Origin of the sequence: Rhodococcus sp. H-CA8f, assembly GCF_002501585.1 — a bacterium.
GTDB classification, from domain to species: Bacteria; Actinomycetota; Actinomycetes; order Mycobacteriales; family Mycobacteriaceae; genus Rhodococcus_F; species Rhodococcus_F erythropolis.
This window is the reverse complement of the sequence record NZ_CP023720.1, coordinates 4,070,290-4,084,395: the sequence shown is the minus strand read 5'-3', so window position 1 is coordinate 4,084,395 and position 14,106 is coordinate 4,070,290. Positions and strand designations below refer to the sequence as shown.

The window sequence follows — 14,106 nt, the reverse complement described above, 5'->3', positions numbered from 1 at the left end:
ACATGAGTACCACAGCTGAAGTTCCCGCTCTCTCGAACTCGGGCGGCAACGTGCCACTGATCGAGCTCAAGGACGTCGGTAAGCAATACGGAAACATCATCGCGCTCAAGGGAATCAACCTGCGCGTCGGCGCGGGTGAAGTGACCGGTGTGCTCGGTGACAACGGCGCAGGCAAGTCCACGCTGATCAAGATCATCGCCGGTCTGCACCAGCAGAGCGAAGGTGAACTACTCGTCGACGGCGAACCGACAACGTTCCACTCGCCTAAAGAGGCGCTTGGCAAAGGCATTGCGACGGTCTATCAGGACCTCGCCGTTGTTGCGTTGATGCCGGTGTGGCGCAACTTCTTCCTCGGGCAGGAACTGCGCAAGGGTGGTCTGATCAAGTCGCTCGACGCCAACGCCATGCGCGCGACGACTCTTTCGGAACTGTCGAAGATGGGCATCGAACTGCCTGACGTCGACGCACCGATCGGTAGTCTCTCGGGCGGTCAGCGTCAGTGTGTTGCCATCGCCCGCGCCATCTTCTTCGGTGCCCGCGTGCTGATTCTCGACGAGCCGACAGCAGCGCTCGGCGTCAAGCAGTCGGGAATGGTGTTGCGCTACATCACCGCTGCCAAGGAACAGGGATTCGGCGTCATCTTCATCACGCACAATCCGCACCACGCGTACATGGTCGGCGATCACTTCGTGCTCCTCAACCGAGGCAGGCAGAAGCTCGACGCCAAGTACGACGACATCTCACTCGAAGAACTGACCAAGGAGATGGCGGGCGGTGACGAGCTCGAGACACTGACCCACGAGCTTCGCCGCTAGATCAAAACCTCGCGACTACAGCCTCGGTTCGAATCGAACCGAGGCTGTAGTCGTTTCGTCAGAGGATGGTCGTCGGCCGAACCCCGAGGCCGGAATGCATGTACGCCTCGTCGATCATCGTCATGTTGGCTACCGCGTCGCCCGGTCCGATCGGCAGCGCCGAGACCCCGGACAGATGATCGGCGAACGCTTCGAGTTGACAGGTGTACGACGACTTCGTGCCCAGATGCTCGATACTCGTGCGCCCATCGACAGTGACGGAGACACGGTCGTCGACGTCCGGCTGGAGGAAGTTGTGCACCAGGACGTCTCCGTTGGTTCCGAAGACCCGGAAAGTGAAGTGGTACTTCTCGTCCAACATCGTTGTCACAACGGATGCCCGCGCTCCGCCGGGATACTCGAGTTCGATGTCGAACCACGAATCGACCCCCGAAGCGTATTCCTCGTGGCGGGTCCCGGTCACCACTGGCGCACCACCACAGACGTCACTCAGCATCCGGGAAGCATGTAACCCGTAGCAGCCCAGGTCCATCAGTGACCCGCCTGCCAAGGCGAGCTCCCACCGCGGGTCATTCTCGGATGGTTTGGGCATCCGCAGTACGGTTTCCACCCGAGTGACCGCGCCGACTGTGCCGCTCCGAACCACATCCAGCAGGCGCCGGTTCACCGGATGAAAGAGGTAGTGGAACCCCTCGAGCAGCGTCACTCCGCTCACGCGCGCTGCCTCGGCTACAGCACGCGCTTCCACCGCGTTGCTCGAAAACGGTTTCTCCGTCAGCACGTGCTTGCCGGCCTGAACGGCGGCGAGATTCCACGGTCCGTGCAGGCTGTTGGGCAGCGCGTTGTAGACGACGTCCACCTCCGGATCCGAGATCAGCTCGGCGTACGAACCGACCACCCGTTCGATCCCATGCTGGGCCGCATAGGCTCTGGCCCGCTCGGGGCTGCGTGCGGCAACGGCCACCAGGCGGTGCCCGGTGGCCGTTGCAGGTTTGATCATCGCGTTCTCGGCGATGCGTGAGGCTCCCAGAATGCCTATCCGCAGCGGGGTAGGTGTCACAGAACCGACCGCAGATACTCGACGCTCGCTCGCACATCACGCACCGGTCCCTCGTCGGACGGAGCCTCGGTCAGAATGGTGTCCTGCTCGAGCACGTACCATCCGTCGAAACCGTGGCGCTGCAATATGGCTGTGACACCGGCGATGTCGACGTCGCCGCCACCGAGTGGACGGTACATTCCCGCCTTCACGCCGTCGGTGTAGGTGAGCTCACCACTGCGAACGCGTGATGCGAGGGCATCGTCGACGTCCTTGAGATGCACGTGGGTGATGCGCTCGGGAGCTTGACGCGCCAGGTCGACCGGATCGGTGCCGCCGATCAACAGGTGGCCGGTGTCCAGGCACAGTGGGATGGCCGAGCCGTCGAGCACTCGCAGGACCTCGTCGCGCTGCTCGATCATCGTTCCGACGTGAGGGTGGACAACTGCCCTGATTCCACGCTCGGCGGCGGCGTCGGTGAGGCGATCGAGATTGTGCAGCAGGGTTTTCCAACTCTGCTCGTCCAGTTCTGGGCGTGAATCGTAGCCGTCGGAACCCGTCGCGGCGGCCAGAACCAAAACCTCGGCACCCGAGGCGACAAAACCGTCGAGGATGGGGGAGATGCCGGGCACCGGATCATGATCGTCATCGTGCAGCAGTACTGGTGCAAACCCGCCGACTGCGCTCAGATCATGATCCGCGAGCACCTTGGCCATTTCGGCGGGTGCTGTCGGCAGAAAGCCCTCCGGTCCGATTTCCGTTGCAGCCAGACCGACTTCGCGCATTTCCCGGAGGACTTGCGCAGGGTCGAGTTGGTAGCCCCAGCCCGGGACTTCGCACACGCCCCAGGAGATCGGTGCGCCGGCGATGCGAGGAGTGCTCATGTGTGTGCCTCATTCTTGTCGTGAAGGAACAGATCTTTGACTTCGGTGATCGTGACGGGCCGACCCTCGCGCAGAGAGTGCGTTGCAGCTTCGGAGATCCAGGCCGACTCGACCGCATCTGTGGGCGTGCACGGTGATTCCCGACGCCCGGCGACAACGCCGAGGAATGCTTCGAGTTCCGCACGGTAGGCGGACGTGAAGCGGTCCATGAAGAACGTGTACGGCTCCTTCGAGGGGAACGATGTTCCGGGGTCGAGAGAGCGGAGTGGCAAGCGGTCGTCCAGCCCGGCAACGACGGAGTCCGCCGAGCCGAGTACCTCGAGTCGGCAGTCGTAGCCGCGGCCGTTGTAGCGGGTATTTGACACGACCGCGATGGTTCCGCCTTCGAAAGTGAGAACCGTTGCGGCGGTGTCGACGTCACCGGCATCGGCGATCCCGCGATCACCCTGATTCGAGCCGGTGGCAAAAACCGTGGTGACTTCGCGGCCGCTGACCCACCTGACGATGTCGAAATCGTGGATCGAGCAGTCGCGGAAGATGCCGCCGGAGTGTTCGATGTACGAGATCGGCGGGGGAGCGGGGTCGAGGGTGGTCGATCGGAGAGTGTGGATCCAACCGAGTTCTCCAGATCGAACTGCGTCGTACGCCGCCACAAATGACGGGTCGAATCGGCGCTGAAATCCGATCTGGACTGGTACCGACGTCTGCTCGGCAGTCGCGAGTACACGAACCGAGGATTCGATCGAGTCGGCTACCGGCTTTTCGCAGAACGTCGGGATGTCTCGGCGGACAGCGGCTTCGATCAGGTCGGCGTGCGAACTCGACGACGCGGCGATCAGAACGCCGTCGATGCCTGACGCTAAAAGCGCGTCGGGATCGGCAGCGGACTCCACGTCGAGTTCGCTTGCCACGTCCGAGGTTCGACGTGCGTCGACGTCGGTGACAACCAGTGCGTCGACGCCGTCCGTCGTCAGCAGGTTTCGGGCGTGGTAGCTGCCGATTCGTCCGAGGCCGATGATTCCGATACGAGCGCCCATCAGTCCAGCCCTCCGAAGACGTTCTGGTCCCAGTCGATGATCGAGCCTGTCACGACTCCGCTGCGATCGGAGAGCAGGAAGACGACGAAGTCGGCGATTTCGTCGACCTGTCCGAGCTTGCCCATGGGGAGGGTGCTGCCCGCACGTTCCTGCCAGTCGTCACCAGCGTCGTGAAAAGCTCTCTGCGTGAGGTCTTCTCCCTCGGTCTGTGTCCACCCGATGTCGAGACCGTTGATCCGGATACGATCCCAGCGATGCGCATGGGCGGCGTTGCGGGTCAGCCCCGCCAGCCCGGCCTTCGCTGCGACGTACGGCGCGAGATACGGTTGCCCGCCGAGTTCGGACGTGGAGATGATGTTGACGATGGACCCGGGGACCGCACGCTCGCGCATGTCCTTGACGGCTGCCTGCATCGTGAAGAACGGACCGCGAAGGTTCACCGCGATGTGCTGGTCGAAGAGTTCCTCGGTGGTGTCGAGCAGCGTGCCGCGCGAGGTGAGTCCGGCGGAATTGACGAGGGCATCCACACGGCCGAAATGTGAGATCGTCTCGGCCACGCTGGCGAGCGCGGAATCGGTCTGCGCCACATCGGCTTCGATGAAGTGGGTTCCCGGAAGTTCTGCCTCGAGAGCTTTTCCGACGTCCGGGCGTCTGCCAGTGAAAGCCACCTGAGCGCCCTCACGGACTGCGGCGCGTACGACGCCGGCGCCGACGCCTTGCGAGCCGCCACTGACCAGTAAGACGGTGTCGGCGAGGAGTGCGGGCCTGGTTACGCCCGGCGGAGAAGTCATGGGTTTAGTCTGGCTGTGACGAAGACCTCGAGCAACAGCGAAAAACCATCAAATATCCATCATCGTGAGGTAGTTGTGGCGCATCGATTCAAAGTACGGGAGATCGCTCAGCAGTCGGGCCTGAGTGAGGCCACCGTCGACCGGGTGCTCAACGACCGTCCTGGAGTTCGGGAGGGCACACGATCGGAGGTTCGCCAAGCGATCACGGACCTGGAACGTCAACGCTCGCAACTGAAACTGGTCGGTCGCACGTTCATCGTCGACGTCGTGTTGCAAACCCCCGCAAGGTTTTCCGACGCCGTCCGTGACGCGCTCGAGGCTGAACTGCCGACCCTTGCGCCTGCTGTCGTTCGTTCCCGGTTCCACTTTCGTGAAACCGGTTCGGTCGAAGCGATGACGTCGACGCTCGACAAGATTCGCCGACGCGGATCCCACGGAGTCATCGTCAAGGCTCCCGACACTCCGGAAGTCGTGGCGGCGATCGACCGGTTGGTGGCGGCAAAGATTCCGGTCGTCACGTTGGTGACCGATGTTCCCGGTAGCAGGCGAGCCGCCTACATCGGCATCGACAACCGAGCCGCCGGAGCCACCGCCGCGTACTTGATCGATCAGTGGCTGGGGGATCGGGACGGCAACGTGCTGGTCAGCATGAGTAGCGGATTCTTTCGCGGGGAGGAAGAACGGGAGATGGGATTTCGATCCGCCATGCGCGTCGCGGCTCCGCATCGACGGTTGATCGACATTCCGAACAGTGATGGTCTGGATCAGACGAGTAGGAAACTGGTGCGAGTTGCACTCGAATCCGATCCGCAGATCCGTGCCGTGTATTCGATCGGTGGTGGCAACCTGGCCACTGTCGACGCGTTCGAAGAACTGAACCGGGAGTGCAGTGTCTTCATCGCGCACGATCTCGACGGTGACAATCGAAAGCTGCTGGGGGAGAGGCGAATATCAGCGGTGCTCCACCACGATCTGCGGGCGGATGTTCGCACTGCCTGTCAGGTGGTCATGAAAGAACACGGCGCCATGGGCGCTCACTTCGGCTTTACGACGTCACCGGTTCAAGTCGTGACACCGCTCAACATGCCCCCGACATAGCTGTGCGCGGTTAAGGAGTCCGGAGACTCCCTAACCGCGCACAGGGCCGAAGGCCTGACTATCGAGCGAAGAGCAGAGCTCGCTTGACTTCCTGAATTGCCTTTGTCACCTGGATGCCGCGGGGGCATGCGTCGGTGCAGTTGAACGTGGTGCGGCAACGCCACACGCCGTCCTTGTCGTTCAGGATGTCGAGACGCTCGGAAGCGGCCTCGTCACGGCTGTCGAAGATGAACCGGTGTGCGTTCACGATGGCAGCGGGACCGAAGTAGCTGCCGTCGCTCCAGTACACGGGGCACGACGTGGTGCAGCATGCGCAGAGGATGCACTTGGTGGTGTCGTCGAAACGAGCACGGTCGTGCTGGCTCTGGATGCGCTCACGCGTGGGCTCGTTGCCACTGGTGATGAGGAACGGCTTCACGGCGCGGAATGCGTCGAAGAAGGGTTCCATGTCGACAACCAGGTCCTTCTCGACGGGCAGGCCCTTGATGGGCTCGACCGTGATGGTGACCGGCTTGCCGTCCTTGGGCAGCATGTCCTTCATCAGCAGCTTGCAGGCCAGACGGTTCACACCGTTGATCCGCATGGCGTCCGATCCACAGACACCGTGTGCGCAGCTGCGACGGAACGTGAGGGTGCCGTCGAGGTAACCCTTCACGTACAGCAGCAGGTTGAGCAGACGGTCGGTGGGCAGTGCCGGGACCTGGAAACTGTCCCAGTGCTGGCCTTCGCCCGATTCGGGGTTCATCCGCGCGATCTTGAGAGTGACCATGACGGCCCCCTCGGGAACAGCGGGGAGTTTGGGTGCATCTACAGCAGGCGCAGACATCAGTACTTACGCTCCATCGGCTCGTAGCGGGTCTGGATCACCGGCTTGTAGTCCAGACGGATGTCGGAGAGCAGGCCGTCACCCTCCTTGTACGCCATCGTGTGCTTCATGTACTCGGCGTCGTTGCGATCCGGGAAGTCCTCACGAGCGTGGCCGCCGCGCGATTCCTTGCGGTTGAGGGCGCCGACGACGGTGACCTCTGCCATTTCGAGGAGGAAGCCCAGCTCGATGGCCTCGAGCAGGTCGCTGTTGTAGCGCTTGCCCTTGTCTTGGACCGTGATGTGGTTGTAGCGCTCCTTGAGAGCACGCACATCCTTGAGTGCCTGGGTGAGGCGCTCTTCGGTGCGGAAGACGGAGGCGTTGTTGTCCATCGACTGCTGCAGCTCGGTGCGGATGTCCGCAACGCGCTCGTGGCCGTGATCGGACAGGATGACGCCGACCCAGTCTTCGACCATCGCAGCCGGGGTTTCCGGCAGGTCGACGAACTCGGTGGAGTTCGCGTACTCGGCGGCAGCGATGCCGGCGCGGCGGCCGAACACGTTGATGTCGAGGAGCGAATTGGTGCCGAGGCGGTTTGCACCGTGCACGGAAACGCAGGCACATTCGCCGGCGGCGTACAGGCCCTTGACGACCTCGTCGTTGTTGCGCAGAACCTCACCGTTGATCTTGGTGGGGATACCGCCCATGACGTAGTGGCACGTCGGGTAGACGGGCACGGGCTCCTTGACGGGGTCCACGCCAAGGTAGGTGCGCGAGAACTCCATGATGTCGGGGAGCTTCTCGTCGAGAACTTCCTCGGGGATGTGCGTCACGTCGATGTAGACGTAGTCCTTGTTCGGGCCGGCGCCGCGGCCTTCCAGAACCTCGAGGACCATCGAACGGGCCACGATGTCACGCGGAGCGAGGTCCTTGATGGTGGGGGCGTAGCGCTCCATGAAGCGCTCACCGTCGGCATTACGGAGAATGCCACCTTCACCACGGACGGCTTCCGAGATCAGGATGCCGAGACCGGCGAGTCCTGTCGGGTGGAACTGGTGGAACTCCATGTCCTCGAGGGGCAGGCCCTTGCGGAAGATGATGCCCATGCCGTCACCGGTGAGGGTGTGCGCGTTGGACGTCGTCTTGTACATACGTCCCGAGCCGCCGGTCGCGAAGATGATCGACTTGGCGTGGAAGATGTGCAGCTCGCCGGTCGAGAGCTCGTAGCAGATGACACCGGTGGCAACCGGGCCGTCCTCGGTCTCGGTGATGGCGATGTCGAGCGCGTAGAACTCGTTGAAGAACTCGACGTCGTGCTTGACGCAGTTCTGGTACAGCGTCTGCAGAATCATGTGACCGGTGCGGTCCGCTGCGTAACACGCACGGCGGACGGGTGCCTTGCCGTGGTCACGTGTGTGGCCACCGAATCGACGCTGGTCGATCTTGCCTTCGGGCGTGCGGTTGAACGGCAGACCCATCTTCTCGAGGTCGAGCACCGCGTCGATGGCCTCTTTGGCCATGATCTCGACGGCGTCCTGGTCGGCGAGGTAGTCGCCGCCCTTGACGGTGTCGAAGGTGTGCCACTCCCAGTTGTCTTCCTCCACGTTCGCCAGTGCGGCACACATGCCGCCCTGGGCCGCGCCGGTGTGGCTGCGGGTGGGGTAGAGCTTGGTCAGTACGGCCGTGCGGGCACGGGGGCCAGCTTCGATTGCCGCACGCATGCCTGCGCCGCCGGCGCCGACGATGACCACGTCATAACGATGTTCCTGCATGAAGTCTGTGCTCCCCTAGCTCGCCGAGATATTGGGGTCGAAGGTGAAGATGACGTACGTGCCCAGGCCCATGATCAGGATCATCGAGAGAACGAGGATCGTGGTCAGCCAGAAGCGCGTGGAGTCCTTGCGGGAGTAGTCCGCGATGACCGTGCGCAGGCCGTTGCCGCCGTGCAGCTGTGCCAGCCACAACATCGTCAGATCCCAGAACTGCCAGAACGGGCTGGACCAGCGACCTGCGACGAATGCGAAGTTCAGACGGTGAACGCCACCGTCGAGCATCAGCATGATGAACATGTGGCCCAGGACCAGAACGATCAGGGCGACGCCGGAGAAGCGCATGAACAGCCATGCGTACAACTCGAAGTTGTTCCGAGCCTTCGCGCGCGGGGACCGCGGGTTGTCCAGGCTTGCGGGACGGTCGTATGAGGTGCCCAGGCTCTTGGCTTCGGGTCCGTGAGTAGTCGCCATGTCAGTGCTCCGCAAACATGTTGATGAGGATGCGTCCGGCGCCTGGGATCATCACCAGGAACCAGATCGTCAGAATGGTCCAGAGCATGACGCGCTGGTACTTCGGGCCCTTCGACCAGAAGTCCACCAACATCACGCGCACGCCGTTGAGGGCGTGGTAGAGGACTACGCCGACGAGGCCGATCTCCATGAGGCCGACGAGGGGGTTCTTGTACGTGTCGATGACGGCGTCGTACGTATCGGGATTGACCCGAACGAGTGCCGTATCGAGAACGTGTACGAATAGGAAGAAGAAAGTAGCGACGCCTGTGATCCGGTGTAGAACCCAGGACCACATTCCGGGGTCGCCCCGGTAAAGCGACCTCGTGCGCTCCTTCTGAGGAGCGGCTTCAGTCGTAGTACTCATCGAGTGCTGTGCCTCCAACGTCATTGGTGGACGCGTCGAGCCTGCAGAGAGCTTCGATGTACCTCAGCCCGGGCTCGACGGGATCCTGAACCGACTTGACTCAGACTCTAAACCTATGTGAAACCGGGAACTAATCAGATGCGGGATTCGTACTCGTACCAAACTCTTTGTAAGGTTTGCCTTTCCAATCTCACCTAGTCGGTTTCGGCGTGGTTTCTGCATCCATTCAGTCGGCGTGATTGGATAACGAACCATGGGTGACATCGACTGGAAGTTGTTGCGGCACAACGCGCAAGTGGTCATGCGGCAGGCTTATGCACCGTACTCGGGCTATGCAGTGGGTGCAGCTGCCCTGGTAGACGATGGTCGGATCGTCTCAGGATGCAATGTGGAAAATGTCTCATACGGTTTGAGCCTGTGTGCCGAATGTGGACTCGTCGGTAACTTAGCCGCCACCGGGGGCGGGCGGCTGGTTGCCTTCACGTGCTGCGACGCGAAGGGCTCGATTCTGATGCCATGCGGCAGGTGCAGACAGCTTCTTCTCGAGCACGGCGGGGGTGAGATGCTTGTCGACACGAGCAGTGGGTTCAAGCCGCTGAGCGAGCTGTTGCCTGATGCTTTCGGGCCGGAACAAGCAGAGGGGCTCCGCCATGTTTGACGCAGTTTCCATCATCGGCGCCAAGCGTGACGGCCGCGAGTTGTCGGGAACCGAGATCGACTGGATAGTTCAGGCGTTCACTGAGGGGGTCGTCGGCGACGAGCAGATGTCGGCGCTCGCGATGGCGATCTATTTCCGAGGAATGTCACGAGCAGAGACCGGCCGATGGACCGAGGCAATGATCGAATCCGGCGGGAGGATGGACTTTTCGGACTTGCCGCTGCCCACCGTCGACAAGCATTCGACCGGTGGCGTTGGGGACAAGATCACCCTTCCGCTCGCGCCGCTCGTCGCGGCATGTGGACTTGCAGTCCCGCAGTTGTCGGGACGCGGACTCGGCCACACCGGTGGAACTCTCGACAAGCTCGAGGCCATTCCAGGTTGGCGAGCCGATCTCACGGCGACGGAGATGGTAGACATTCTCGCGGACCCGAAAATCGGCGCGGTGATCTGCGCTGCCGGAGCGAACCTGGCCCCCGCCGACAAGAAGCTCTACGCGCTGCGCGACGTGACGGGAACGGTGGAATCCATTCCGCTGATCGCAAGTTCGATCATGAGCAAGAAGATTGCCGAGGGAACCGGCGCCCTGGTGCTCGACGTCAAAGTCGGTTCCGGAGCGTTCATGAAGGACCTCGGCGACGCGCGAGAGTTGGCACGCACGATGGTCGAGTTGGGCAACGACGCCGGCGTGCGTACAAGTGCTCTCATCACCGGGATGGACACCCCGCTGGGATTGACGGCTGGCAACGCTCTCGAGGTGCGTGAATCCGTCGAGGTACTGGCAGGCGGCGGGCCGTCCGACGTCGTCGAGCTGACGCTGGTCCTGGCTCGGGAGATGCTGTCCGCGGCTGGGATCGACGGTATTGACCCCGCAGACAAACTGGCCGACGGCACAGCCATGGACCGGTGGCGCGCGATGATCGCCGCACAAGGTGGGGACCCACACGCGACGCTGCCGACAGCTCGGCACAGCGACGTCGTCACCGCGGACCGAGACGGCGTACTGACCCGACTCGACGCCATGGCGGTGGGCGTCGCGGCCTGGAAGCTCGGAGCCGGACGCGAACGACAGGGCGAAGCCGTTCAGGCCGGTGCCGGCATCGAGATGCACGCGAAGCCCGGCGACGTGGTCCGCGCCGGACAGAAGCTGATGACACTGCACACCGACACTCCCGAGAGATTTGATGCTGCGCGGCGGAGCCTCGACGGAGGCTGGTCGATCGGGGCCGATTCCGACACCGTTTCGCGACCGTTGCTCATCGAGCGAATTGTGGGTGATTCGCGTTAGCGTTGGCGAATGAACGCACCGGAGTTGACCACGATCCGCAGCGCACCCAAAGTTCTTCTCCACGATCATCTCGACGGAGGACTCCGACCCGAGACTGTCCTCGAACTGGCCGAGCAGTGTGGCTACGACGAGCTGCCGGCGAATACGGCATCCGAACTGGCGCAATGGTTCCGAACTGCCGCTGACAGTGGTTCGCTCGAGCTCTATCTCGAGACCTTCGCCCACACCGTCGCCGTGATGCAGACTCCCGAAGGGCTCGCGCGGGTCGCGCGCGAATGCGCCGAGGATCTGGCCGACGACAACGTCGTCTATGCCGAAATCCGTTTTGCGCCCGAGCAGCACCTGGAACAAGGCCTGAGTTTGGACGAGGTCGTCGAGCACGTTCTCGAAGGTTTCCGGGCCGGCGAATCCGCTGCCAGGGTCGCGGGACGGGAGATCCGAATCGGGTGTCTTCTCACGGCGATGAGGCATGCCGCCCGGTCACGAGAGATCGCCGAACTCGCTGTGCGATTCCGGGACCGCGGCGTCGTCGGTTTCGACATCGCCGGTGCCGAGGCCGGTAACCCGCCGAGCCGGCACCTCGACGCTTTCGAATACATGCGTGATGCGAACGCCCACTTCACGATTCACGCGGGGGAGGCATTCGGGTTGCCGTCGATCCACGAAGCCATCGCCTTCTGCGGAGCGGATCGGTTGGGCCACGGCGTGCGGATCGTGGACGACATCGACGTAGCCGGCCAAGGTGGGGCAGAGCTGGGTCGACTCGCGAACTACGTCCGTGACATGCGCATTCCCCTGGAACTGTGCCCGAGTTCGAACGTGCAGACCGGAGCCGTAGCGGCCCTGGCGGACCATCCGTTCGGACTGTTGGCGGACTTGCGCTTCCGCGTGACCGTCAACACTGACAACAGACTGATGAGCGACACCAGCATGAGCCGGGAAATGGCCGCGTTGGTCGAGACCTTCGGTTACGGCTGGACCGATCTGGAACGCTTCACCATCAACGCGATGAAGTCGGCTTTCATCCCGTTCGACGAGCGCCTCGCGTTGATCGACGACGTCATCAAGCCGGGTTACGCCGTGCTCATCGGCTAGCTGACGTGCACCCGACTACTCAGATCGCAGCCGGGCCTCGAACTCACGCTCGAGTTCGCGCCAGGCCTCGGATTCCTTGGTGAACGGCGCACTCGGAGCCATCCGCGACGGATCGGGGTTGAGGAGGTACGAGACGTACCAACCCAGCTCGTTCGACGCGGACAGAGCCTCCTCGGTGGAGTCGTCGTCGGCGAAATCCGCTGCATCGGTGAACAATTCGACGGCAAGTTCCAGTTGCTCGGCGTCGACGACGTCCGGGCCCTGGGCGAGGTCGTCGGCGATGCCGGGCAGAACGTAGACGTTCTCGTCCGTGACCTCGATTTCGAGTGAACCGTCGACGGCCGCATTCTGAATTTCGCCGTACGTGCTGACCTGCGAGAGATCGTGTTCGTGGTTGTCGGCGAGGTAGCGAGCGAGTGCGCGCTCGCTACGGAAAACGGTGATCAGTCCGTCCTTGCCGAGGAAGATCGCCTGATCGCCCATGTAGCAGCGCAGAGTGTAGAACGTCTCGGCTGAGGTGATGATGCGGATCGGGTCGACACCGACCTCGCCCCAGAAGGTCTCGACTTCGTCTTCCTCCTCGTCGAGGTCGTCTTCGTCGAATTCCTCGTCCTCGCCCTCCTCGGCGACATCGTCGGCGTCGACGGTGTTCTCGGCGGCAGCGAGCAGTTCAGCTTCGGCGACCGCGACGGCAGCTGCGTCGACCTTCGGGGAGGTGACCACCTTGTCGATGGCGTCGAGAACGGCGTCCCAGTCCTTGACGATCGCAGCGCCGACCTGGTCCCACAGCTCCAGGCCTTCGCGACCTTCGAAGGTGCCGGCGCCGGTCGCAAGCGCGCCGAGAACCGGATGGCCGCTGAAGAAGCGGATGACCGCGTCCAGTTCGCACACCTCGCCGATGTTGCGAGCCATGTTCAAGGTGTCTTCGAGTTCCGAGACCGCCAGTGCCTCAGGGTCACCTGCGGCCAGTTCCGGCACGCCGACGAAGTCGAAGGTGAAGTTCTCTTCCGGTTCGAGCTCGGCTGCCGACAGCCCGGAGACGACGGCCCACGCCGGATGCTCGACCAGGTCGTTGTCGGAGTCCGTTCGGATGAAGGCCGCGAGTTCTGCGACGGAGGAGAACCCGTACAGGTCTTCCTCATGGCCGAGGAACGCTTCCCACTCGTCGTCGCCCTCGCGCCAGCGGGGTGCCCACAAAGTGACGAGGTCTCCGTCGGTGAGTCCGATTTCGATAGGGACGATGTCTCCAGCCATGGGCGGAAGCCTATCCACCGCAGAGCGAAAGGCATAGCGGGGGTTCGTCACGTTTGTTTCAGTGCCACTCGGAGCTCACTGACCAGTCGCTCTCGTTCGTCGTTGGACTGTCGAACTGCCTGGTGAATTGTTGCCACCGTCAATGCGGCCACAGTGCGAGAATTCATCGCGGTGATTGCGTCGGTAATCCGTAGGTCGACCAGAGCGCCCAGCCCGTCGACAGTCGCCGTGACTATCCCACCCTCGCTCGAGACGACCGCCCGCAGAGCGCCGACCCCGTCGACGGCGTCCTGCAAGAGTCCGGTCCGGTGTTTCGCCAACTCCATGATTCGATCAATCTCGCTCATATCGAACGCATCCAGCTCGACGGAAGGATCTGGCCCTCGGCGGCGTCGACATCGGCCAGTTCGTCTCGGGTCGCGAGACCGAGCCGATCGAGGATCGCTGCCGGGACTCCGGTCTCTTCGAGCTCCACACGATGGCGGGCGCCGGCCTCGATTGCTGCTTTCGAGCACAGCGTGAGTATCTGTTGCGCCAACCGTTCCCCGCCGTACCGCAGTTCCTCCTGGCTGATCCGCAGGTCCACGGGCACGGCGTGCTCCGTGGCGCGGACCGCGATGGTTCCGGCGCGGTTGACGGCGACGGCTGTGATGATCGGCGGTGATTCCCGCATGTTCTCGTTCATGTTTCCTG

General features: G+C 62.9%; 16 protein-coding genes. 5 read left to right on the top strand and 11 right to left on the bottom strand.

Features of this window, described 5'->3' with window-relative positions; all coding sequences use genetic code 11:
- Window positions 1-2 precede the first annotated feature (2 nt).
- Window positions 3-815: an ATP-binding cassette domain-containing protein gene (locus CPI83_RS19040; RefSeq protein ID WP_007727336.1), complete on the top strand. Its 813-nt coding sequence runs from the start codon at window positions 3-5 to the stop codon at window positions 813-815.
- A gap of 58 nt (window positions 816-873) precedes the next feature.
- Here CPI83_RS19040 and CPI83_RS19035 read toward each other — a convergent pair whose 3' ends face one another.
- Genes CPI83_RS19035 through CPI83_RS19020 form a run of 4 tightly spaced genes read right to left on the bottom strand, consistent with a single transcriptional unit; the run spans window position 874 to window position 4,566 of the window.
- Window positions 874-1,875: a Gfo/Idh/MocA family oxidoreductase gene (locus CPI83_RS19035; RefSeq protein WP_097387564.1), complete on the bottom strand. Its 1,002-nt coding sequence runs from the start codon at window positions 1,873-1,875 to the stop codon at window positions 874-876.
- Complete coding sequence (locus CPI83_RS19030; RefSeq protein ID WP_029254998.1) at window positions 1,872-2,738, bottom strand: TIM barrel protein; 867 nt, start codon at window positions 2,736-2,738, stop codon at window positions 1,872-1,874. Before CPI83_RS19030 ends, CPI83_RS19035 begins: the two co-directional genes overlap by 4 nt.
- Window positions 2,735-3,775, bottom strand: a complete 1,041-nt coding sequence (locus CPI83_RS19025) for a Gfo/Idh/MocA family oxidoreductase (protein WP_097387563.1) — start codon at window positions 3,773-3,775, stop codon at window positions 2,735-2,737. The genes CPI83_RS19030 and CPI83_RS19025 overlap by 4 nt, the downstream gene beginning before the upstream one ends.
- Window positions 3,775-4,566 carry an SDR family oxidoreductase gene (locus tag CPI83_RS19020; protein WP_097387562.1) on the bottom strand — a complete coding sequence of 264 codons (792 nt, stop codon included), beginning with the start codon at window positions 4,564-4,566 and terminating at the stop codon, window positions 3,775-3,777. The genes CPI83_RS19025 and CPI83_RS19020 overlap by 1 nt, the downstream gene beginning before the upstream one ends.
- A gap of 75 nt (window positions 4,567-4,641) precedes the next feature.
- Here CPI83_RS19020 and CPI83_RS19015 point away from each other — a divergent pair, with 75 nt between their 5' ends.
- Complete coding sequence (locus CPI83_RS19015) at window positions 4,642-5,664, top strand: LacI family DNA-binding transcriptional regulator (protein WP_097387561.1); 1,023 nt, start codon at window positions 4,642-4,644, stop codon at window positions 5,662-5,664.
- Between the two features lie 58 nt (window positions 5,665-5,722).
- On the opposite strand, the gene CPI83_RS19010 is transcribed toward CPI83_RS19015, so the two are convergent.
- Genes CPI83_RS19010 through sdhC form a run of 4 tightly spaced genes read right to left on the bottom strand, consistent with a single transcriptional unit; the run spans window position 5,723 to window position 9,118 of the window.
- Window positions 5,723-6,490 (bottom strand): succinate dehydrogenase iron-sulfur subunit, encoded by a 768-nt coding sequence (locus CPI83_RS19010; protein ID WP_003940925.1) that lies wholly within the window; start codon window positions 6,488-6,490, stop codon window positions 5,723-5,725.
- Window positions 6,490-8,241, bottom strand: a complete 1,752-nt coding sequence (gene sdhA, locus CPI83_RS19005) for a succinate dehydrogenase flavoprotein subunit (RefSeq protein WP_019747692.1) — start codon at window positions 8,239-8,241, stop codon at window positions 6,490-6,492. Before sdhA ends, CPI83_RS19010 begins: the two co-directional genes overlap by 1 nt.
- Window positions 8,242-8,256: 15 nt before the next feature.
- The gene (locus CPI83_RS19000; protein WP_003940699.1) at window positions 8,257-8,712 is read right to left on the bottom strand and encodes a succinate dehydrogenase hydrophobic membrane anchor subunit; all 456 of its coding nucleotides are present in this window, start codon (window positions 8,710-8,712) and stop codon (window positions 8,257-8,259) included.
- 1 nt (window position 8,713) lies between these two features.
- The gene (gene sdhC, locus CPI83_RS18995; protein WP_020969155.1) at window positions 8,714-9,118 is read right to left on the bottom strand and encodes a succinate dehydrogenase, cytochrome b556 subunit; all 405 of its coding nucleotides are present in this window, start codon (window positions 9,116-9,118) and stop codon (window positions 8,714-8,716) included.
- A 253-nt stretch (window positions 9,119-9,371) separates the two neighbouring features.
- Here sdhC and CPI83_RS18990 point away from each other — a divergent pair, with 253 nt between their 5' ends.
- The 3 genes from CPI83_RS18990 to CPI83_RS18980 are packed head-to-tail and all read left to right on the top strand — an operon-like array spanning window position 9,372 to window position 12,159.
- Entirely contained in the window at window positions 9,372-9,776 is a 405-nt protein-coding gene (locus CPI83_RS18990) for a cytidine deaminase (RefSeq protein WP_019747693.1), read from the top strand.
- Complete coding sequence (locus CPI83_RS18985) at window positions 9,769-11,064, top strand: thymidine phosphorylase (protein WP_097387560.1); 1,296 nt, start codon at window positions 9,769-9,771, stop codon at window positions 11,062-11,064. Before CPI83_RS18990 ends, CPI83_RS18985 begins: the two co-directional genes overlap by 8 nt.
- Before the next feature lie 9 nt (window positions 11,065-11,073).
- Entirely contained in the window at window positions 11,074-12,159 is a 1,086-nt protein-coding gene (locus CPI83_RS18980; protein WP_097387559.1) for an adenosine deaminase, read from the top strand.
- A 15-nt stretch (window positions 12,160-12,174) separates the two neighbouring features.
- Here CPI83_RS18980 and CPI83_RS18975 read toward each other — a convergent pair whose 3' ends face one another.
- Genes CPI83_RS18975 through CPI83_RS18965 form a run of 3 tightly spaced genes read right to left on the bottom strand, consistent with a single transcriptional unit; the run spans window position 12,175 to window position 14,098 of the window.
- A complete protein-coding gene (locus tag CPI83_RS18975; protein ID WP_020969158.1) occupies window positions 12,175-13,413 on the bottom strand; it encodes a hypothetical protein in 1,239 nt (412 codons plus the stop codon).
- 47 nt (window positions 13,414-13,460) lie between these two features.
- Complete coding sequence (locus CPI83_RS18970) at window positions 13,461-13,760, bottom strand: YbaB/EbfC family nucleoid-associated protein (RefSeq protein WP_029255004.1); 300 nt, start codon at window positions 13,758-13,760, stop codon at window positions 13,461-13,463.
- Entirely contained in the window at window positions 13,757-14,098 is a 342-nt protein-coding gene (locus CPI83_RS18965) for a hypothetical protein (RefSeq protein ID WP_042951376.1), read from the bottom strand. The genes CPI83_RS18970 and CPI83_RS18965 overlap by 4 nt, the downstream gene beginning before the upstream one ends.
- Between the last annotated feature and the right edge of the window lie 8 nt (window positions 14,099-14,106).